The sequence below is a fragment of the Candidatus Moraniibacteriota bacterium genome, assembly GCA_016699795.1.
Lineage (GTDB): Bacteria > Patescibacteriota > Minisyncoccia > Moranbacterales.
The window spans coordinates 425,391-444,971 of record CP065011.1 but is presented as its reverse complement, the minus strand read 5'-3'; the positions used below and the strand labels follow the sequence as shown (position 1 = coordinate 444,971).

General features: G+C 37.3%; 21 protein-coding genes and 2 tRNA genes. 14 read left to right on the top strand and 9 right to left on the bottom strand.

The features are described from left to right. Positions 1-7 precede the first annotated feature (7 nt). Positions 8-934, bottom strand: coding sequence for an SPFH domain-containing protein (locus IPN70_02170; protein QQS61713.1), 927 nt, complete (start codon positions 932-934; stop codon positions 8-10). 289 nt (positions 935-1,223) lie between these two features. Here IPN70_02170 and nusA point away from each other — a divergent pair, with 289 nt between their 5' ends. From nusA to IPN70_02145, 5 genes are all read left to right on the top strand, one after another. Then, positions 1,224-2,543: a transcription termination/antitermination protein NusA gene (gene nusA / locus IPN70_02165; GenBank protein QQS61712.1), complete on the top strand. Its 1,320-nt coding sequence runs from the start codon at positions 1,224-1,226 to the stop codon at positions 2,541-2,543. 68 nt (positions 2,544-2,611) lie between these two features. Further along, positions 2,612-3,151: an inorganic diphosphatase gene (locus tag IPN70_02160; protein QQS61711.1), complete on the top strand. Its 540-nt coding sequence runs from the start codon at positions 2,612-2,614 to the stop codon at positions 3,149-3,151. 43 nt (positions 3,152-3,194) lie between these two features. After that, positions 3,195-4,487 (top strand): trigger factor, encoded by a 1,293-nt coding sequence (gene tig, locus IPN70_02155; protein ID QQS61710.1) that lies wholly within the window; start codon positions 3,195-3,197, stop codon positions 4,485-4,487. 7 nt (positions 4,488-4,494) lie between these two features. Next, positions 4,495-5,079 carry an ATP-dependent Clp protease proteolytic subunit gene (locus IPN70_02150; protein ID QQS61709.1) on the top strand — a complete coding sequence of 195 codons (585 nt, stop codon included), beginning with the start codon at positions 4,495-4,497 and terminating at the stop codon, positions 5,077-5,079. A gap of 189 nt (positions 5,080-5,268) precedes the next feature. Beyond that, on the top strand, positions 5,269-5,433 hold the full coding sequence (locus tag IPN70_02145) for a hypothetical protein (protein QQS61708.1): 165 nt from the start codon (positions 5,269-5,271) through the stop codon (positions 5,431-5,433). A 233-nt stretch (positions 5,434-5,666) separates the two neighbouring features. Here IPN70_02145 and IPN70_02140 read toward each other — a convergent pair whose 3' ends face one another. Then, entirely contained in the window at positions 5,667-7,250 is a 1,584-nt protein-coding gene (locus IPN70_02140) for a 2,3-bisphosphoglycerate-independent phosphoglycerate mutase (GenBank protein QQS61707.1), read from the bottom strand. Positions 7,251-7,517: 267 nt separating this feature from the next. Here IPN70_02140 and rny point away from each other — a divergent pair, with 267 nt between their 5' ends. The 4 genes from rny (at position 7,518) to IPN70_02120 (ending at position 10,442) form a co-directional block, all read left to right on the top strand. After that, on the top strand, positions 7,518-9,050 hold the full coding sequence (rny, locus tag IPN70_02135; protein ID QQS61706.1) for a ribonuclease Y: 1,533 nt from the start codon (positions 7,518-7,520) through the stop codon (positions 9,048-9,050). A gap of 161 nt (positions 9,051-9,211) precedes the next feature. Beyond that, the gene (locus IPN70_02130) at positions 9,212-9,493 is read left to right on the top strand and encodes an HU family DNA-binding protein (GenBank protein QQS61705.1); all 282 of its coding nucleotides are present in this window, start codon (positions 9,212-9,214) and stop codon (positions 9,491-9,493) included. A gap of 168 nt (positions 9,494-9,661) precedes the next feature. Further along, positions 9,662-9,735, top strand: a tRNA-Pro gene (locus IPN70_02125). Positions 9,736-9,878: 143 nt separating this feature from the next. Beyond that, positions 9,879-10,442: a M48 family metallopeptidase gene (locus IPN70_02120; GenBank protein QQS61704.1), complete on the top strand. Its 564-nt coding sequence runs from the start codon at positions 9,879-9,881 to the stop codon at positions 10,440-10,442. On the opposite strand, the gene IPN70_02115 is transcribed toward IPN70_02120, so the two are convergent. Next, a complete protein-coding gene (locus IPN70_02115) occupies positions 10,429-10,929 on the bottom strand; it encodes a hypothetical protein (protein ID QQS61703.1) in 501 nt (166 codons plus the stop codon). The genes IPN70_02120 and IPN70_02115 overlap by 14 nt on opposite strands. 122 nt (positions 10,930-11,051) lie before the next feature. Between IPN70_02115 and IPN70_02110 the strand changes: the two genes are divergently transcribed. The 4 genes from IPN70_02110 to IPN70_02095 all read left to right on the top strand — a co-directional run bounded on the left by IPN70_02110 (position 11,052) and on the right by IPN70_02095 (position 13,712). Further along, positions 11,052-11,588 carry a LytR C-terminal domain-containing protein gene (locus IPN70_02110; protein QQS61702.1) on the top strand — a complete coding sequence of 179 codons (537 nt, stop codon included), beginning with the start codon at positions 11,052-11,054 and terminating at the stop codon, positions 11,586-11,588. 4 nt (positions 11,589-11,592) lie between these two features. Further along, positions 11,593-12,840, top strand: a complete 1,248-nt coding sequence (locus IPN70_02105) for a peptidoglycan DD-metalloendopeptidase family protein (GenBank protein ID QQS61701.1) — start codon at positions 11,593-11,595, stop codon at positions 12,838-12,840. 13 nt (positions 12,841-12,853) lie between these two features. Continuing rightward, the gene (locus tag IPN70_02100; protein QQS61700.1) at positions 12,854-13,588 is read left to right on the top strand and encodes an FAD-dependent oxidoreductase; all 735 of its coding nucleotides are present in this window, start codon (positions 12,854-12,856) and stop codon (positions 13,586-13,588) included. A 51-nt stretch (positions 13,589-13,639) separates the two neighbouring features. Continuing rightward, a tRNA-Gly gene (locus IPN70_02095) sits at positions 13,640-13,712 on the top strand. Here the strand turns inward: IPN70_02095 and IPN70_02090 are convergent. The 5 genes from IPN70_02090 to IPN70_02070 are packed head-to-tail and all read right to left on the bottom strand — an operon-like array spanning position 13,704 to position 18,535. Next, on the bottom strand, positions 13,704-15,311 hold the full coding sequence (locus tag IPN70_02090; protein QQS61699.1) for a recombinase family protein: 1,608 nt from the start codon (positions 15,309-15,311) through the stop codon (positions 13,704-13,706). The two genes, IPN70_02095 and IPN70_02090, sit on opposite strands and share 9 nt — an antisense overlap. 59 nt (positions 15,312-15,370) lie before the next feature. Continuing rightward, complete coding sequence (locus tag IPN70_02085) at positions 15,371-15,532, bottom strand: hypothetical protein (GenBank protein QQS61698.1); 162 nt, start codon at positions 15,530-15,532, stop codon at positions 15,371-15,373. A gap of 49 nt (positions 15,533-15,581) precedes the next feature. Beyond that, the gene (locus tag IPN70_02080) at positions 15,582-16,937 is read right to left on the bottom strand and encodes a hypothetical protein (GenBank protein ID QQS61697.1); all 1,356 of its coding nucleotides are present in this window, start codon (positions 16,935-16,937) and stop codon (positions 15,582-15,584) included. After that, on the bottom strand, positions 16,934-17,506 hold the full coding sequence (locus IPN70_02075) for a tryptophan 7-halogenase (protein ID QQS61696.1): 573 nt from the start codon (positions 17,504-17,506) through the stop codon (positions 16,934-16,936). The genes IPN70_02080 and IPN70_02075 overlap by 4 nt, the downstream gene beginning before the upstream one ends. A gap of 54 nt (positions 17,507-17,560) precedes the next feature. Beyond that, entirely contained in the window at positions 17,561-18,535 is a 975-nt protein-coding gene (locus IPN70_02070) for a hypothetical protein (protein QQS61695.1), read from the bottom strand. 247 nt (positions 18,536-18,782) lie between these two features. Here IPN70_02070 and IPN70_02065 point away from each other — a divergent pair, with 247 nt between their 5' ends. After that, the gene (locus IPN70_02065) at positions 18,783-19,193 is read left to right on the top strand and encodes a hypothetical protein (protein ID QQS61694.1); all 411 of its coding nucleotides are present in this window, start codon (positions 18,783-18,785) and stop codon (positions 19,191-19,193) included. Positions 19,194-19,383: 190 nt separating this feature from the next. On the opposite strand, the gene IPN70_02060 is transcribed toward IPN70_02065, so the two are convergent. Then, positions 19,384-19,554, bottom strand: a complete 171-nt coding sequence (locus IPN70_02060; GenBank protein ID QQS61693.1) for a hypothetical protein — start codon at positions 19,552-19,554, stop codon at positions 19,384-19,386. Between the last annotated feature and the right edge of the window lie 27 nt (positions 19,555-19,581).

The window sequence follows — 19,581 nt, the reverse complement described above, 5'->3', positions numbered from 1 at the left end:
CTCCTCCTTATCGCTTAATCAGCGATTGAATCATATCGGCGACACTGCCACCGATAAAGGTGGAATGAGCTCCCGAAGAAGCAAAGGCTTCTAAACCTTTGTTTCGAAAGTAGATGTCTTGCGCTTCCTCCCAGGAGAGAACTCGGCCATCATTTTCTTTGGCAGCCCGGATAATCTCCTTTATGGCAAGAGCATAGCCAATACTCTTGTTAGCAGACTCTTTAGCCTCTCTCTCACCTTTGAACGCGAGAGATTGAAGCTCTTCAAGCTCCGGAGGGAGAATGATATCCGTTATCAAAATCCCCTTGGGATCTCGAAGCTTTACCCCTATCTGGGCTAGGGCTTCAAGGACTGTATCCTTCTTTGCCAGAGTATCCATGCGAGTAGCCTTTGTTTTCCTCGCTTCTTCGAACTTCATCTCGGAGAGATCATGACGTAATGATGCATCCACAACATCCCCTATGAATTTTCGAGCGTCTCCTACGGAGTAGAGAAACTTTCGTATAGCTTCCTCTAAACCCCCGTTGTTTTCAGCGTCGATCTGCCACCAGGCCTGTGCCGTTATAGGAGCACTGAGGTCCTCGAAATCAATAGAAGCGTTTTTGTTCACACTTCCATCTGAATTGACGTAGAGATCCTCGTGCTGATAGGTTAAGGGGATCTCCCTGGGTTTATCGAGAAACCCTGGAAAGCAGAGAACCTGAGGTCCTGCTTTCCGTACCCCCACATACTGGCCGAGCCTTTCAATGGCCCAGCATGTACCTTGGGGAACGAGTTTAATGCCAATAGACGCATAAAACAGCGTCCAAGTAGCGCTTCCCAAGAGGATTCCCCAAGGGAAGATACTTTCCATTCCAAAACCGAGAAGAAAGAACACGCTCAATCCAAGGCTAAAAACCAAGGCATTGAGGTTTCTAATGACGAAGTTCTTCATTTTCTTGCAACTCCAAATTTTTTAAAGTACAAATCCTAACCTGAAAAGGTCAGGAAAAATTTTCTTTGCCACCAGAAAAGATGACCCTCTAAAATAGCACATTTTAATAAAAAAGTCAAGTTTGACAAGCACTTAGAGTATATGGTATATTCTATTTTCTTAAGGAAGCAAAGTTCGCCTGTGTTGGCGGACTTTTTTCGTAAGATTGAAATTCTCATGGTATTATGAGAAGGTAAAAGAAGAAAAGTTTAGAATAAACAAGGAATAAGAATAAGTTATAATAATTTGTATGAAAAAAAATGTACAACCTGAAGAACAAGGAGGAATTCAACTTAAAGAATTTTCTATTGCTCTTGGACAAATAGCTGAAGAAAAAGGTATTACGCGAGAGCGTGTTATCGAAACAGTAGAAGCCGCACTTTCTGCTGCTTACAAAAAAGATTATGGAAAGCGTGGACAGCATATACGAGCCCAGTTTGATGATGAAATGGGAACAGCTCGTTTTTTCCTTATAAAAGAAGTAGTAGATGAAACAACAAGAGATTTTATTCAGGTGGAAGAAGAATCCACAGAAGATGCAAAAGAAAATGCTTCTCGAAAGAAAAAGCATTTCGAAATGGAAGAAGAGCGCGGAATTATTGAACGCAATACTTTTTCCGAAGATGGAAAATTATCTCGATTTAATCCTGAACGGGATATTCTTCTTGAGGATGCTTTCAAAATAAAAAATAACATATCGGTTGGCGATATTGTAGAAGAAGAATTGCCATCATTTGATACTTTTGGTAGAGTGGCCGCTCAAACAGCAAAGCAAGTAATTTTACAAAAAATTCGAGAGGCTGAACGAGAGGCTATGTTTTCTGAATTTAAAGAAAGAGAAGGTGAAGTTATTGGAGGAACAGTTGAACGAATAGAGGGTCGCGTTGTTTATGTGACGGTAGGACGATCAACAGGAGTTCTTTTTGCAGCAGAACAATCCCCAAATGATCGATATAGAATTGGACAAAGAATGAAGGTATACGTTTCTCGAGTAGATCTTGATCCTCGAGGACCAGGAATTATTCTTTCTCGATCAGCGAGTGAGCTTGTAAGAAAATTATTTTCTCTTGAAGTTCCAGAAATATTTACAGGAACAGTGGAAATAAAAGCTATAGCAAGAGAAGCGGGAATTCGTACAAAGATGGCTGTATTTGCAGCTGAAAGCGGAATTGATCCTATTGGCTCTTGTGTTGGGCAAAAAGGAACTCGAGTTCAGGCTGTTATTGATGAACTTGGAGGCGAAAAAATTGATATTATCGAATGGAATAGCGACGTAGAAAAGTTTATTCGAGCAGCTATTAGTCCTGCAAAAGTTATCCGTGTAGAGTTGAATGAAGAAGAGCATTTTGCAAAAGTAGTTGTTCCCGAAGATCAACTTTCTTTGGCTATTGGTAGACAAGGTCAGAATGTTCGTTTGGCATCCAAACTTGTTGGAAGACAAATTGATGTTGTTTCAGAAAAAGAAGTCATCCTTGATGAAGAACCGAATAGTCAAGAAGAACCTAAAGAAAAGATAGAAGAAAAGATAGAAGAAAAAAAAGAGAAGAAAGAGAAAAAAGAAAAGAAATAAGATAAACACTTGTTTCTTTGGGAAAATTATTTAAAAATGTATTTGTATAAAAACTAAGTATTACGTGTATGAACCTTTGGCATGAAGTTTCAATAGGAAAGAATGTTCCCAAGTCATTTAATGTTATTATTGAAAATCCTCGTGGAAATAAAAATAAATATGAGATTGATAAAGAAACAGGATTGATAAAATTAGACAGACCCATGAAAACTTCGCAGGATTTTCCTTTTGATTATGGTTTTATACCACAAACATATTGGCATGATAACGATCCTCTTGATGTTGTTGTTCTTTCTACATACCCATTACACCCTGGTGTTCTTGTTGAAGTAAGACCTGTTGCTGTTTTCCGTATGATTGACTGTGGTGAACGTGATGAAAAAATAGTAGCCGTTCCTCTTGAGGATCCTCGTTTTGACAAAATGCAAAACCTTTCTCATATCAACCCTCATACTATAAAAGAATTTACACATTTTTTCGAAACCTACAAATCAATTGAAGAGGGGAAAAAAGTTGAGATAAAAAAAGTAGAGGGAAAAAAAGAGGCTATGGAAGTTATTTGTGAAGGAATGAAATTGTACGCAAAGAAGTTTCCAAAGCAATCTTAAGAGAATGAGAAGATTGAATTATTTATAATTTTAAAAAGGAATCATGACTGAAATTAAGAATCTTCCAAAATCGAAAATAGAGGTGATTTCTAAAATCCCTTTTTCTCAGTGGGAAAAATATATCGAAAGTGCTGTAAAGAAATTTGCGCAATCAATGAAAATTGAGGGCTTTCGACCAGGTAAGGCTCCTCGGGAAGTAATCGAACAAAATGTTGGACAAGATGCCATACTGTATGAAGCAGGAGAAATGGCTATGAAAAAACATTGGGAATCTGTAATTCGTGAAAATAAATTACAAGTTATAGGAAGGCCTCGAGGAGATATACAAGCTATTTCTCTAGGGAATGATTTGGAATATCGTATTGTTACTGATGTTATGCCAGAAGTGAAAATGAATGATATATGGAAAGAAAAGGTGAAGGATTTTGTTTCTAAAGAGAAATCAAGTGAGAAGATAGATATCGATTCCCCGGAAGTAACAAAAGAAATTAATCGATTGGCTCAAAGTCGAGCTCTTCATAGCGTTGTTGAACGGGAAGCTCAAGAAGGTGATAATGTGAAACTTGATTTTCAGGTTTTGGTGGACAAAGTTCCTATTGAAGGAGGAACGTCAAAAGATCATGCTATTATTTTGGGCTCGGGAGTTTTTATTCCAGGATTTGAAGAAAAAATTATAGGAATGAAATCTGGAGAAGAAAAAACTTTCGAACTCGCTTTCCCAGAAACGTATCACGCAAAACATCTCGCTGGGAAAAATGCGACATTCGAAGTAAAGCTCAATGTCGTTGAACAAAGAGAACTCCCTGAAATTAATGACGCCTTTGCAATTTCAATAGGAAAATTTAAAGATCTTTCTGATTTGAAATTAAGCATTTCTAAGGGAATGACTCAAGAAAAATATGAGAGAGAAGAGCAGGAGAAACGTTCTCATATTATGGATATTCTTTTAGAAAATGTGGAAATGGAACTTCCTGAAATTCTTCTTGAAGAAGAGCTTCATGCAATGCTTCACGACTTTGAATACAGAGTAACTTCTTCAGGAATATCTTTCGAACAATATTTACAGCAGGTAAAAAAGACTCGAGAAGATATCTCAGAAATGTTTAAAGAAAGTGCAAAAAAACGTGTTATGGGAAATCTTGTTTTTTCTGAGATTGCTCAAGAAGAAAAAATAGAACCTTCTTCTCAAGAGATACAAACACATATGAATTCAACACTTGCGCAGTACGGAGGGGTTAAAGATATTGAGAAAAAAATTGACATGAATCGTCTTTATGCTCTGAGTCGAGGAGAGCTTATGAATAATAAGGTTTGGGAAATTCTAGAAAAGAAATAAATATTGTATGGAAAATTATCTCATTCCAACGGTTATTGAAAAAACAACGTATGGGGAAAGAGCTTACGATATTTATTCGCGTCTTTTAAAGGATAGGATTATTTTTGTAGGAACGCCTATTGAGGATACAATGGCTAATGCTATTATCGCTCAATTACTTTTCTTAGAATCACAAAGTCCCAAAGAAGATATAAAGATGTATATAAATTCTCCCGGGGGTTCCGTAACAAGTGCTTTAGCGATTTATGACACTATGCAGTATGTAAGTGCTGATGTTCAAACTATCTGTGTAGGATTAGCTGCTTCGGGTGCTGCAATACTTTTGTCAGCAGGGACTAAAGGAAAGAGAATGGCACTTCCTAATGCGGAAGTTATGATTCACCAGGTTATGGGAGGTGCACAAGGTCAAGCGACTGATGTAGAAATTCACGCAAGACATATTTTGAGAACAAGAGATCGATTGGATAAAATTTTGGCAAAACATACCGGACAAAAGCTCGCAAAAGTTTCGCAGGATACGGAACGTGATTATTTTATGACTTCTGAAGAGGCGAAGAAATACGGTATTATCGATAAAGTAATTGTGTCTTAATAGATAAGTTGACCTGAGGGGTAAAACGTGCTATAATTGTTTCAGACGTAAGAAAACGGGTGAGGTCGATCCCGTTTTTCTTTGTTTATAAAAAGGTTTTAAAAAAAAGTTCTAGAAAAAATAAAATAAAAAAAATATCAAAAACACAAATATATGAAAAATGAAATAGACGAGGTAATGGAAGTATCCATGAACCAAGAAGCAGAAGAATGTTCTGGTGCTCAATGTGAAATAGGTCCTAAAATGACCGACGAAGGAGTAACTGAAGAATATGAAAATGCTTCATTAGCAGTTTTACTCGCAATGGTTCCTCTTCTTGTTTTTACCCTTTTTGGACAAATGAGTTTGTTCTAAAAGTAATAATATAGAGTAATATTAAAAAAAGACTTCACTCGAAGTCTTTTTTTAATGAGGTGTTTTTATAAGAGAAAAATAATGGAAATGAAACTATTCTCTTGGAGCTTCTTTGTGTGTTTTAGAAATGAAGGTAGAATTTAAAATTGTATCTTCATTTATTAAAATGAATTGACCACAGAGAAATGAAACAAAACAAACGAAATATTTACATGATTGAAATTTTCCGCCCCTTATTCATTTTTCAAAAGGGGAAGAAGGCTACTTCCAAACATTTCTTCAGGTTTGGGCAAACCAAAGATGTCAAGTATTGTGGGAGCAACATCACTAAGAAGTCCAATAACCTCACTTTGTTGTCGTATGATAGCCTCAGGCGTTTTCTGTCTATGATTGGTAGATGTTATATACCAGAGAGGTATAGGGTTAATACTGTGTTCTGTGTCGATTTCTCCCGTTCGAAGATTTTTAAGCTCTTCAGCATTTCCATGATCCGAGGTGAGAAGAATACAACCATTTGCTTTTAAAATGACGGGGATGAGGCGTTCGAGACAATAATCAACAAATTCAATAGCTTGAATAGTTGCTTCTTCGTTTCCTGTATGAGCAACCATATCAGGATTAGCGTAGTTTATTAAAATAAAATCATACGTCCCAGTGGTGACACGTTCAATGACGGTGTCCGTAATTTTTTCTGAACTCATTTCAGGTATCTTATCAAAACTAGAAACTATAGGAGAGGGAATGAGGAGGCGTTCTTCTTTGGGAAAGGGTGCTTCTAAACCACCATTAAAGAAATAGGTAACATGAGCATATTTTTCCGTTTCACTTATGCGAAGCTGACGTTTTCCTGCATTACTAAGTATTTCTCCTAAAGAATGAGCAGCTATTTCTGGTTTAAAGGCGACAGATACAGGGAGATCTTTTTCATATTCAATGAGAGTAACAAATTCTATATCAAGATCTTTATCCTTTTTTATTTTATTAAAGCCTGGAAGTGCAAATGCTTTGGTTAATTGACGCGCACGATCTTCTCTAAAATTAAAAAAGAAAACAGCGTCTCCATCTTGGATACGACCCATAGGCTTGCCTGATGCATCGGAAAGGAACGCAGGTTCTATGAATTCGTCTGTAATTTTTTTCTTATACGAATCCTGCATATATTGAATAGGGTCTTGTATAGAAGTACCCTCTCCATAGACAAGCATTCGGTATGCTTTTTCAATCCGATCCCAATTATTATTTCTATCCATAGCCCAGTTTCTTCCACAAAGAGAGACTATATTTCCCACACCCATTTCTTTTGCGCGGAGAGCTATAGTTCTTATTGTTTCTACCCCGGATGTTGGTGGAGAATCTCTTCCGTCTGTAAAAAGGTGAAAGAAGACTTTTGAGCATTTCTCACGTTTAACTAATTCCATGAGAGCATAAAGATGTTCAAGATAGGAATGAACTGATCCTTGTCCAACGAGGCCCATAATGTGAATTGCTCCATTATTCTCTTTTGAAAAAGTAATTCCTTTGAGAAATTCTGGGTTTGTATAAAAAGTTCCATCTTGTATGGCAAGGGTAATTCGAGGCATGCTTTGATAAATAATACGGCCCATTCCAAGGGTTATGTGACCAACCTCACTATTTCCCGGCTCTCCCCAAGGAAGGCCAACAGAACTTCCCGATGCCTGGAGAAGTGCCAGCGGATAAAAAGAATTAAGTTTTTGTATAGTAAGGATCTTTGCTTTTCTTATAGGATTTCCTCGAAAGGTAGGGCTTTCTCCCCATCCATCTAAAACAATAAGAACAACCGGCTTATATGGTTCCATAGTTTCTATTTGGGTTCGTTATTGAGTAACTATACCAGGAAAGAAATATTTTGACAAAGACTTAATGAAAGGACTATACTGATAAGGCGTAATTTTAATACATTTCGAATCGCGCAACACTGATTATTGCAGAAAACGTTTTTATTTAGTATGAAATTCTTTCATTTAGCATCATTGAATGAAAAATATCGGACCGATTAAATAGTATCGGTCGTTTTTACGTGAGTATGTTTTATCATTGATGGCGGTTCGTTATATTTTAGTGATATGACGATAAGTTTAACGCTACTTGTGGTAGTAGTTCTTTCTCTTATAGTAGGTGCTATTTCTGGCTATTATACAAGACAAACTATAGCCAGGGGTCAAGTGAATACAGCAGAAAGCAAGGCTGTGGGTATTATGGTAGAGGCCGAGAAAAAAGCAAAAGAAGAAATTGTAAAGGCGAAGAATAAAGCCATTGAAATTCTTGATAAAGTAGAAGAAAAGGTAAAAAATCAAGAAGAACAAATCAATCATCTACAAAGGCGTTTAGAAAAGAGAGAAGAATCTCTGGAACATCGTTCTGAAGAAATTGAACAAAATGGAGAGAGGCTTCGTGAAAAAGCTCAAGAAATAAAAAAAATTCGTGAGCAAATAGATGAGATGAGAAGAGCGGAGGATCAAAAAATGGAAGAAATTTCAGGGATGACTTTAGAAGAAGCAAAAGATGAAATATTTTCTCGAGCCCAAGAAGAATCTAAAGAGCGACTTGCTCAACAGGTGGTGAAATTGGAAAAAGAAAATGTTGAAGAATTAGAGCAAAAAGCAAATAATATCATGATCCAAGTGATTCAGCGATATGCTCGTTCGCATGCTTCGGAATTTATGACTTCAACGGTTTCCATACCATCTGAAGATGTGAAGGGAAAGATAATTGGAAAAGAAGGTCGTAATATTCGAGTTATCGAAAAGCTTACAGGAGTGGAGGTAATTATAGATGATTCCCCAGATACGGTAGTTGTTTCTTCTTTTGATCCGATTCGTCGAGCGATAGCAAAAATTGCTCTCGAACATCTTATGGAAGATGGGCGAATTAATCCTTCCAAAATTGAAGAAGCTGTTTCTTTTGCAGAAAAAGAAATTAATAGAAATATTAAGGAAGCGGGAGAATCTGCTGTGTATGAACTTGGAATTGCGGGGATTCATCCTAAACTTATTCATATTTTAGGAACATTACGATATAGAACAAGTTTCAAACAAAATGTCCTCCTGCATTCTTTAGAGGTCGCATTTATTGCAGGAGCTCTTGCTGCTGAACTTGGTTACGATGTTAATGTAGCGAAGAAAGCGGGTCTTTTTCATGACATAGGAAAAGCACTTGATCATAAGGTGGAAGGAACTCATGTAAACATTGGAATAAAAATATTGGAGAAATTCAATATGGGAAAAGAAGTTATTCACGCTATGAGATCTCATCATGAGGAATATCCCTATGCAACTCCAGAAGCATTTATCGTTACTGCTGCAGATGCTATTTCTGCGAGCCGTCCTGGGGCTAGACGTGATACAGTAGAAAACTACATCAAGAGACTTGAAGAGTTAGAGGGCTTAGTGAATAGCTTTGAAGGTGTTGAAAAAACATATGCTATACAAGCAGGAAGAGAAGTCCGTGTATTTGTAAATCCTGAAAAAATTGATGATCCAAAAATGGCTCTTTTGGCAAAGGATATTGCAGATAGAATACAAAGTGAACTTCAATATCCTGGAGAAATACGAGTCAATGTTATGCGTGAAACTCGCGCTGTTGAAATAGCACGTTAGTAATTTATTGCTATTTAAAGCAATAGAACAAGTATTTTTGAGAAAATTCCTGAGATTTTTTAGAAAGACTCTTGTCAGGTTTGAAGAATGGTATACAATAGGGCTACCCGAGCTAAAAAGGCTTGGAAAAACCAGTAACAAAAAGAAAGGAGGTGGATTATATGACAAGCGTTACCAAAGACGGACTCGTAAGTGCAGTATCCGTAACGACCGATCTCTCGAAGAAGAATGTTGAAGCAGTTATCGATGCTTTAGTTGATGAAATTACTCAACAAATTCGTTTGGGAAATAAAGTCACCATTACCGGTTTCGGAACATTTCGTGTTTCACAAAGAGCTTCACGAGTAGGAATTAACCCTCAAACAAAGGCAAAAATCACTATTCCAGCAATGAAAGTTCCTAAATTTACCTCTGGAAAAGCATTGAAAGAAGCAGTGAAATAGAGTTTTATATAAGAGCTCGCCTCATAAGTTTTGGACGAGTTTAGGTCAAGGTTTTATGAGGCGAGCTCTTTTTCTTTCAAAATAAAAAAGGATAGCTACACAATCCCGAAACATTTCGGGATTGTGTTGTTTGAAAAGAGAGGATATACTGTGGTATACTTTCTTTATCGGAGCATAGTATAGTGGTAGTACGCGTGTTTTGGGTACACGTAGTCCCGGTTCGATTCCGGGTGCTCCGACCATAGAGTTTGAGTTTAAGAATACAGCTACATTTTCTTCAAAGTAAAAAATACAATCTTGTTGTGAGAAATTATAAAGAATGTAGATTTTGACACGAGAATGAAAATAGATTTTAAGAAGTGATATATAGAGTTATCTTAACCGTATGAATTCTCGGTTTTTTTGTATTCGATTGGGAGAAATAGATTTTCGGTATGTTCTCCGAAAAGATCGTCGAGCAAAAAGTTTCCGTATAATTTTTTACAGTGACAATCATTGTGTTGTCACTGTTCCCTTTGGTTTTGGACGACCAAGTGCGGAACAATTTCTTTTGAAACATTCTCATTGGGTGAAAGAAAAACTTCGCCAGAGTGAAAAAAATAAAAAAATTGTATCAAGTTATTATGATCAGGAAGAATATCTTTCTTTAAAAAAGAAGGCGCACGCTTTTGTTATAAGAGAAATTAAGGAATGTAATGCTTATTATGGATTTTCTTACGAGAAAATATCTATACGGAATCAGCGCTCGCGTTGGGGTAGTTGTTCAAGTTCAGGAACTTTAAGTTTCCATTATAAAATTCTTTTTCTTCCTCTTAATTTAGCGCATTACATTATAGTTCATGAATTGTGCCACATTAAAGAAATGAACCATTCAGAAAAGTTTTGGGAACTCGTTTCTCTTACATTCCCTGATCATAAAAAGATTCGAAAGCAACTCATTCTGTGGTAGAAGGGGTTTCTTTTTTTTCAATTTCTTTTGTTTGTTTTTGGATACTTGGATTTTTTCTCATAAAATAAATAAAAAGAATTACCCAAAGCATTATTTGGATAAGATTCGCCATGATATCGTTAGTAAGTGTGGAAAGATGTTTTTCTGTTATGAGAGAATATTTTTCTCGCACGAGGAGTACCTGATTAAAAATATCAAAAATATTTTTAAAGATAAGAAATGTAAAACCAGTGAGAAGTGTTATTTTTGAGGAAGGTCGACTTTTCCACCAAAGTATTGATCCAAAGAGAACAAAAGCACTTCCCAGGGCTGAAATGCTACTTATAATGGGATCAAGAAATGTAAAATTTTCAATAGAAACACGAAGAAATTTAGCGAGTATATGATGAATACTATTCGTTCCTGATTCTGCAAATTGGACTAAAGAAAGAATAAAAAGTGTGATGATAAGAATTTTTTCTCCTTTCTTTTGTAATGTTTTTTCCATATATTTAAAAATAGAATTATATTTTTAGGTTACCTTATTTTTTCTAGAGTGTCTATTTTGATTTTAATGCGAGAAAATATAATATTTTTTATTTTTCTTTTTTTGTGTTATACTATTACCGTATGATACAATCTTTTTTCACCATAATTTCACTCATTTTCCTTATTGTTATTGTCGGCTATGGCTCGTCCTGGTTTATCGATAATCGAAAAGAGATTTTTAAAGAAAATGGTGTTTCTATAGATCAGATCGCAAAAGAAAAACTTGATAATTCTCTTTTGATGAAGGAAATGAATGATAAACTTGCCACAGAAACAGAAAAAGAAGAGGCAAAAGAAGAAGAAAAAGAAGGGGAAGCTTCTGAAGAATTAGTAACAAAAAAAATTGATATAGCTGTTCTTAATGGAGGTGGTGCGAAGGGTGTTGCTGGTAAACTTGCTGAAAGTCTGAAAAAGAATGGATTTGAAAAAATAGTAGCATCAAATGCTTCTTCGTATGCGTATAAGGGTGTGACAGTCTACTACAAAGAAGAAAAAACAGTTGCTGATGAGGTGTCTCGAACAATTAAATCTTTGGGCGGATATGGAGAAGTAACTGTTCAAAAAGGAGCTAAAGGAGATGAGATTTCTCATGCGATCGTTGTTATTATTGGAGAATAAACATATGAGAAAAAAATATACACAAAAATTCTTTAATAAAACATTTATTTTTGTTTTATTTTTAGCATGTTTTCAAGGGGGAATGATTTCTTTTGTTCAGGCAGAAGAAACCATTACTGAAAAATTAGATGATGCCAATGAAGAACTGAAAGGATTGAATGAAAAAAAAGAATCATATTCAAAAATACTTAATTTGAAAATTAAACAAGAACAGATCGTTTCTTCTCAAGTAAAATCTCTTCAAAATCAAGTGGACACCGTGGAAAAAAATATTCAAGAAAATGAAGAAGCGGCAAATAGATTGGGACGTGAAGCGGAATCACTCATTCAAGATATACAAAGAAAAGAATTGCTAATTACTGTTCAGAAAATTGCGCTTTCTAGTCTCATGCGAGATTACTATGATAAGAAAAAATCTGGATTTTCAGGAGCTCTTTTGGCGAATGCTTCGGGAGAATCTATATTTTCTTCTCAAGATCGAACATCTCAACTTCAAGAAAGAGTGATAAAAATATTAGAAGAAATTAAAGTGACAAAAGTGACTTTGGAAGAAGAAAAAAAAGAATTAGATTCTAAAAAAATAGATTTGGAAAATGTAGTAACTCGTTTGGAAAAACAAGGTGTCTATCTTGAGGGAGCAACACAAGAAAAAGAAAAAATTCTCCAAGAAACGAAACAAGAAAAGGGAAAATATGCGTGGAGACTTAATAATGTGGAAGAAAAAATTAAAGAAATTGAACAAGAAATAGCTGCTATAGAAGCGGCAAAAATTAATGGTCTTGATCTTTCTTCTATGCCGTTTGCTAAGAAAGGTCTTTTGTCTTATCCTGTGAAATCACCCAGAATTACTCAATCTTATGGAAAAACAACCTTTACAAGATGGTATACATTTCATAATGGTGTAGATTTTGGAGCATCCACAGGAACTCCTGTATACTCAGTGGCTGATGGAAAAGTGATTGCTGATGGAGATAGTGGTAATTTTGCTTATGGAAAATGGATAGCTATTGAACATGAAATTGATGGTAAAAAATTAGTTACTATATATGGGCATTTAAGTAAAAAGAGAGTGGGAAAAGGGGCTTCCTTAAAAGAAAATGATCAGATTGGTTCTGTTGGAAGTACGGGCTATTCTACCGGGCCTCATTTACATTTCGGAGTTTACAGTGCTTCACAATTTGAGATTTCTACGGTAAATGGAGAAAAAATTCCAACAGGCGCTCATGTTAATCCTATGAAATATTTGGAATAAAAAATAATTTATTATGCAAAGTATTAATTTTCAAAAAAAAGAAGAAATTGCTGAAAACACTTTTATTTACACTTTTTCTCGACCTGAGAAATATTCATTTGAGGCTGGACAATATGCGGTTTTGCGTTTTAACAAAGAATTGGATATATATCCAGACGCACGAGGAAATGTAAGAACTTTTTCTTTTGCGAGTGCGCCTTATGAAGAGGAATTAAGTTTTTTGATGCGCCAAAGTGAAAGTGGTTTCAAAAAGAATATTCACAAAATGTCCCTGGGGGATTCTTTGGAAATTTCTGATCCTATGGGAAATTGTTCCCTTTCAAATATGGGGGAAAATGTACAAAATCTTGTTTTTATTTGTGCTGGTGTGGGATATTCTCCAATGAGAAGTATACTCCGACATATTATCAAGAAAGAAGAAATTATTCCTTGCTTACTTATAAATTCCAATCGCACACCTGAAGCAACTCCTGAATTTCAATGGATAGAATCACTCTCTCAACAGTATTCTCATATTAAAGTAATCAATACTATGACAGACATGGAGCACTCGACTTCTCTTTGGAATGGAAGAAGAGAATATATTGATGAAAATTTTCTTAGGGGATTTATAGAAGATACACCAGAAACACAATACTTCATTGCTGCGGGTGCAAATTTTATACAAGTTATGAAAAATAATCTTGAAAACATGGGAATTTCTAAGGACCGTATGTTTTTTGATAATTTTGGATCAGCACGGAGTTGATTTTTTTTGTCGATTTGATACACTGGAGATGTTTCCTTAAAAAGTACCTCCGCGGGTGTCGTATAATGGTTTATTATATTAGCCTTCCAAGCTAAGGACGGCGGTTCGATTCCGCTCACCCGCTCAAGACATCAGAAACGGCCCCATATTGGGCTGTTTTTGTTTCAGATAAAGCAAAATCATTCAGTTCTAACCCTGGGTTTTGAGCCTTTATCATTTCCGTGCCTTCTTTGATGATCTGATATTGTTTGCGCAAGGTAATATGGACCTTTCTGTCTTTCAAGACGCAGTCCGAACCTAAGGCACGCAATATCCTGGTCTTGGTTTCGTAATCTCCCTCAGCGAAATTATGTTTTGCGTAGACAGCGAATGTGAAAGTTTTTTCGGTCAGTTCTAACCATTCGTCTGCTCGTTGGCGTAGATTGTTCAAATTCTGTTCGATCCCGGCCTTCTCTTTAAGCAAGGACGACTTCTGGCCCTTGAATTCCTCGTCGCTTATCAGATCCTTGTCGGAGTTGTTGAGTGAAATATAGATTTTCAGCAGGTTATCAATCTTGTTCTGGCAGTCTTTCAGGGCTTTCTGCTGGTTTTTAACCATGATGTTGCGATTGTCGACCTCAAGTTCATTGTCCCGGTTCAAAATCTTCAAAGCAAAAGCCAGAAAACTCTCGGGCAAGGTTATTTTGTCCAGCTCTTCCATGACTTGTCTGTTGATTTCTTCGAAAGATACGGGTTTCTGTCGGCAATCGGTGTCCAATTTCTTTTTGGTGCAGTGGTGGTAAACAAAAGTCTTGATGATATTCTTGGATTTGATTCTTTTTATTTTCTGCTCGGTCGTGATAGAGCATCCGCACTCGCCACAGCGGATTGTGCCACGGTAAGGAAGGTTTTTGTGGCGTGTCTGTGATTTGCATTTGATCCCCAGGAGCTTCTGGACATAATCAAATTCAGCTCGCGTTATCATTGGCGTGTGCTTGCCTTGATATGTCTTGCCGACCCACTCATATTCCCCGTAATAAAAATGGTTCGTGAAAATTTTGTACCCGTGGCTTTCGTGGAGCTTCATGTCTATATTGCGCGTGGGTTTTCTCAAACCCCACTCGTTGTTGGCAATGTCAACAATCTTGGAAACCGAATAATCGCCAGTCAACATAAGATCCCACATCTGGCGGACAATCGGGAAGCGTTCTTCATCGACGTGGATGACTTTGCTTCCTTGTTCTCCCGCCTTGTCGTTCTTGTATCCAATCGGCACGAGTCCTGGCCGCCAACCTTTCTCGGCTTTGGAAGCCATGCCGCGCTTAACATCCCTGCCCAGGTCAATGATGTACTGGTTGGCCATTCCCGTCTCGACCGACATCATCAATACATTGTCAGTCGTTTTGTATTCTCTGCCCGGCGTTTGGATCGACTGTATCAGTCCAAGCTGCAGCATGTATTGGATTTCGCCGCTGTCTATCGGATTTCTGGTTAGGCGGTTAATTTTCCAACAAAGAATTCCGCCGGCCTTGCCTCGTCTTATCTCTTTAAGCATCTTGTTAAATTCCTCCCGCCCAGGCTTCTTGGCGGATTTGTTTTCATGGTAAACTCCCTTAATTTCAAGTTTAAGATGTCTGGCGATGCGTTCCAGTTCCTTGCGTTGATCTTCGATTGATTGTATCTGGCGATCTTCGCTATCGGTGCTTTTGCGAAGATACATTAGATACTTTATTTTGGCCTCCATAATGGTTTCAATTTGTGCACGTTACTGTCTATGCAGATTGTATAGCGACATTGAAAATTCTAACAATCTTTGCGGTCCTTCTTTTTAATGGGCTTGTAGATAAGCCGAACCATGTCCACCAAATTTTCTGCCAGTTCAAAAGCCTCCTTGAGAGAGATTTTCTTTCCGGTTTCTTTTTCGTATAGTTCCTGAAATTTTTTAGCGTCTGATTCGGTAATCATAGTAATTATCGGTTTATAACATAGGGGTAAATTTGGTTTATAAACCCTTTTAGCTCCTATGTATCAATAAATGGCATTCATTGGTCAGAAACCATTTGAATTCTTCTTTGAGCGCGATCTCGCTTTCCGGTCTGCCTGTGAAATGCAAACTGCTTGCTTCAGCCAAATCTTCAGACGGTTCGACAATTCCCAGGATAACAAGTTGCTCCATTTCTTTCAGCGCTGTTGGACGGGAACATTTGAGAATATCCATGACTTGGTTTGTTGCAAGCACACCCGATGATTTTATGAGATTCTTAAACACTCTTGCTCGGTTGGGTGGAGCAGAATCAAGCGCAACTCGCATTACGATGCTAAGATCTTCCTTGGTGATATTTTCTCGGCCACAAACAATGGCATGACCTCTAGCCAAATTGTAAAGGAGCTGATTCAGCCTGTCTGGCATTTCTGTAATCGGTTGAGTGTGGTCATACTTTTTGGATTCGTTGCTGTCTTTCCAAACATTGATAGAACTTCTGAGGCGTGCCAGTATTTTGGCAAGACGAGCAATGATTTCCAACAAGCTCTGCTCGTCTTTTTCCATATCCCAAAGGACTCCGTCGGGATATTTGCTCCACAAAGTTTTTGCAAAGTTTTCAGTAACTTCCCGGCATAAAATTTCTTTTTCCCGGCAAGGCTTCTTTAACTGGTTTGCTAGGGCGGTTTCGCTTTTCTCGGCGCCTCCGATATTGACGAAAAACAAACGCGACCCCAGGTTCCCCATAGCTTTCCATATCCTAGGGCGGATTGGGGTAGAGGCAGAAAGCAACATAAACAGGTAGTCTCCGGTATATCCGCGCTTGCCGTGTATGCCACCGCTTGTTTCCAGACCTTCTCCGTCCAGAACTCTGATTAATATCCCGAGCATTTCTTGGACATTTTCGTCTTTCTTGCTAAATACGGGGGCAAGATCCCGGATAATCAATGTCTTGTACCTGATCTGTGGCAACATGTCGATTTCGGCCAGTTCCTCCTTTTTCTTTTTTGCGGCTTGAGATACAAACGACGCCGGGGTGAAATTGTCAGTCGTAAATGCCAGTTCTTTGGCGGTGGAAAAGAAATTCAAAACGACGGTTTTTCCAGAAGATGGAACATCCACATAGACGAGGGCAAACGGATTTTTGATATCGCCTATCAGCAGTTGGGCGATTATGCTTAAGCCTACTTCGGCCGGAAGTATCAATTCGGGAAAATTTTCCGTGATAACTTCTCGCCAGAGTGCTATGTCAGTCGGTACCTCTGGGATCAATTTTGCGAATCGTTCATTCTCCCTAGACTGTTGTTTCTTGGCGTCGTGCGACACATTTTTTTCTTTCTCCATATTGTTTTTTATCTCGTTTAATTTGTTATTTGCTTTACCACTCATCTTGCTTGAAGCATCTCTACGGCGTCTCGGAATCCGACTCCGTAAAAATGCATTGTAAATTTTATAATGTCGCTCTTTTCTCCGCATCCGAAACATACAAAGGTATTGGTCTCTGTGTAGAAATAGCAGCTGGGAGTTTTTTCATTGTGGAAGGGACACAACGCCACAAAGTTTTTCCCAGACGGTTTGAGATCGAGTTTGTCACGCGCCAGTTCGTAGATTGGATAGGATCGAGCAAGTATAATTTTCTCTTGGAACTTTTCGTAATTTTCTTGGCGTCTGTTGCTTTTGCCCTTTGCAATTATCTGTTGCCTTTTTAGGCGTAAGATGTGATTCTCTATTTTCAGCAGGTCGGGAATCATCAGTTTTTCCGCGACTATTTCCCAGAACCACACATCCTTTTCGGGGCAACGCTCATAGACGGCGGTCAAAAATCCCTTAATCTCATTTGCCAATTTGTCATACTCCTCCTGCCATTCTGAAATCTTTTCGGGTATTATCGTTTTGGCTTCAGGGAAAATTTCAAGAAGTTCTTGGTCGGAATATTTTTTTGAAAATAAAAAAATCATACTTGCAGTATGACTCTTTCCGAAAATTTTTATGGAATATGGAACTAAATGGAACTATTTTGGATTATTCCTTATGTTAGCTAACTCCAATTCCCTCAAAAATATTTCTTTTTTAATGCCTCTTTCTTCAATATCCTTATCGGAAATTACTTTATTGAACAATAACCCCGTCTTAGTGCTTCTCTTCGGAAAGAATGCCTTTAATATTTCACCTTTAAAACCCAAACTGTTTAATATTTTTGAGAATTTTTTTGATTTTATTTCATTTTTAATTCCATCTGGTAGTTCACTTTTTCTAAAAAACTTATTTGGGTGTTCAAATAAAAAACTGAAAAATTCCATGTTGCTGCCAGCTCCGTGAGGTTTGCCGATAAGGTATGTGTTATTAATCCAAATCTCCCTGTCTTTGATCGAAATTTCATATGCGTCAGACAATTTATTTTCTGAGTGGGTTCCCAATTCTTTTTTTAGCGCCAAGATAATTTTAAATGTGAAACCCGCCCCGTCTAAATTCATTATTTCAAAACCTTTTATTTCAATATTTTTTTCTTTTTTTAATTCCAAGACGGCGTTTATAAAATCGATATGTCCAAAATATTTTTCTTCAAAACATCCAATGCTAGACAATTCAGCCCAGACCAAGGCGGGAAGGTTGTCTTTGGATGGAAATAAAACGGTGGTGTAGATTAGGGGTATTTTTGTCAGCCCGTATTTTTGGGAAAGTTTTTCTATGCAATCGGTTATTGAGTCTTTGCTTTTAACAATCGGATAAAGATTGGAAGAGCTGAACCCTTCAATTAGTCGGTCAAAATACTTTATTTTTCCTAAATTTTGAGAGAAAGCCTCATTGATGGCGGGTACGTAAGGATCCATGTCAAAAACCCAGCTGCCGTCGTGTTTATTTGGGTTTATGCTAACCGTTCTATTGTTCTGATTCTTAAATCTGAGTTTTTCAAGGTCGCTAAAAAAACCTATCAGCAGATCAGTTTGAAATTCATTGAATACGATTTTTACCGATTGATTTTCCATGCACCCATTCTCTCATAAACAGGACAATTCGCAAGTTGCATTACGCTTTGTTTGGGTGTATTTTATAATAGAACTCACAGTCAAATAAACATCAAGAAAACAAGCCATGCTTGTCTCTATTGCGCCTTTTAGCGGGCGATTCGGTGCACACAATAGAGGCACTTGGTGTTCTCTTGACTGTGAGTTCCGCCGGGTCGTCCACTCAAGCGGAAACTTCTCGGCGATCTAATCGATTTAGGTCGCTTTTATGTTGAAGGAAAAAATAAAATATAGCGATCTCAATGCTAGGCAGAAAGAAATATATAACTTTCAAAAAGCCTCGGCCATCTTCGCCGAATATGGATATACGACCGTTAAACTTTCTGACGACTGGATGGGTGCAGATTTTATTGCTATTAGCTTTGACGGGGAAAAATATCTCAAGGTTCAGCTTAAGGGACGGCTAACTTTTGAAAAGAAATACCTGGGAAAAAAGATATTCATTTGTTTTCACGACAAGAAGAACGATGGGTGGTATCTATACAACCATGACAAAATTCTGAAAAAATTTATCAGGTCAATAAAAAATAGCAAATCTTGGAAAATGAAAAACGGATACAGTTACCGATATCTGCAATCGGAGCACATAAAAATCCTAAGCCCATTCGTCATCGGATAAATTATGCAGTTTTTTGCTTCTCGAATCACCAGACATCCAGAGTCGCACGGAAAAGCAAAAGCCATAAAAGCATATGGCTGATATGACAAAGTATGCTCTCAGGATGAAATCGGGGTCCGAGGGATGAGCAATGAACTCAGAAAAGAGGGCATTTTCAGATCTCTGGTATGAGTTATTTGATAAATATTGATTAAACGACCACTTCTACGGCACCTTGCCGTTCAAAGAAGGTTTTAAGTAAAGCAAAAAATGCTACCTGCTCAAAGGTTTTTTTGGTTTTTAACCAATCCTGTGAACTCGTTCTACTTTGATTTATTTGATTTTTAATCAATTTCTGTGATGGGTTGGGTTTATTAAGCAAAAAGACCCCTATAACATCAGTTTTCCT

Bases quoted from the DNA above. Each gene is read 5' to 3' on its own strand.
- IPN70_02170 (QQS61713.1), bottom strand. From the start codon at position 934: ATGAAGAACTTCGTCATTAGAAACCTCAATGCCTTGGTTTTTAGCCTT.
- nusA (QQS61712.1), top strand. From the start codon at position 1,224: ATGAAAAAAAATGTACAACCTGAAGAACAAGGAGGAATTCAACTTAAA.
- IPN70_02160 (QQS61711.1), top strand. From the start codon at position 2,612: ATGAACCTTTGGCATGAAGTTTCAATAGGAAAGAATGTTCCCAAGTCA.
- tig (QQS61710.1), top strand. From the start codon at position 3,195: ATGACTGAAATTAAGAATCTTCCAAAATCGAAAATAGAGGTGATTTCT.
- IPN70_02150 (QQS61709.1), top strand. From the start codon at position 4,495: ATGGAAAATTATCTCATTCCAACGGTTATTGAAAAAACAACGTATGGG.
- IPN70_02145 (QQS61708.1), top strand. From the start codon at position 5,269: ATGAACCAAGAAGCAGAAGAATGTTCTGGTGCTCAATGTGAAATAGGT.
- IPN70_02140 (QQS61707.1), bottom strand. From the start codon at position 7,250: ATGGAACCATATAAGCCGGTTGTTCTTATTGTTTTAGATGGATGGGGA.
- rny (QQS61706.1), top strand. From the start codon at position 7,518: ATGACGATAAGTTTAACGCTACTTGTGGTAGTAGTTCTTTCTCTTATA.
- IPN70_02130 (QQS61705.1), top strand. From the start codon at position 9,212: ATGACAAGCGTTACCAAAGACGGACTCGTAAGTGCAGTATCCGTAACG.
- IPN70_02120 (QQS61704.1), top strand. From the start codon at position 9,879: ATGAATTCTCGGTTTTTTTGTATTCGATTGGGAGAAATAGATTTTCGG.
- IPN70_02115 (QQS61703.1), bottom strand. From the start codon at position 10,929: ATGGAAAAAACATTACAAAAGAAAGGAGAAAAAATTCTTATCATCACA.
- IPN70_02110 (QQS61702.1), top strand. From the start codon at position 11,052: ATGATACAATCTTTTTTCACCATAATTTCACTCATTTTCCTTATTGTT.
- IPN70_02105 (QQS61701.1), top strand. From the start codon at position 11,593: ATGAGAAAAAAATATACACAAAAATTCTTTAATAAAACATTTATTTTT.
- IPN70_02100 (QQS61700.1), top strand. From the start codon at position 12,854: ATGCAAAGTATTAATTTTCAAAAAAAAGAAGAAATTGCTGAAAACACT.
- IPN70_02090 (QQS61699.1), bottom strand. From the start codon at position 15,311: ATGGAGGCCAAAATAAAGTATCTAATGTATCTTCGCAAAAGCACCGAT.
- IPN70_02085 (QQS61698.1), bottom strand. From the start codon at position 15,532: ATGATTACCGAATCAGACGCTAAAAAATTTCAGGAACTATACGAAAAA.
- IPN70_02080 (QQS61697.1), bottom strand. From the start codon at position 16,937: ATGAGTGGTAAAGCAAATAACAAATTAAACGAGATAAAAAACAATATG.
- IPN70_02075 (QQS61696.1), bottom strand. From the start codon at position 17,506: ATGATTTTTTTATTTTCAAAAAAATATTCCGACCAAGAACTTCTTGAA.
- IPN70_02070 (QQS61695.1), bottom strand. From the start codon at position 18,535: ATGGAAAATCAATCGGTAAAAATCGTATTCAATGAATTTCAAACTGAT.
- IPN70_02065 (QQS61694.1), top strand. From the start codon at position 18,783: ATGTTGAAGGAAAAAATAAAATATAGCGATCTCAATGCTAGGCAGAAA.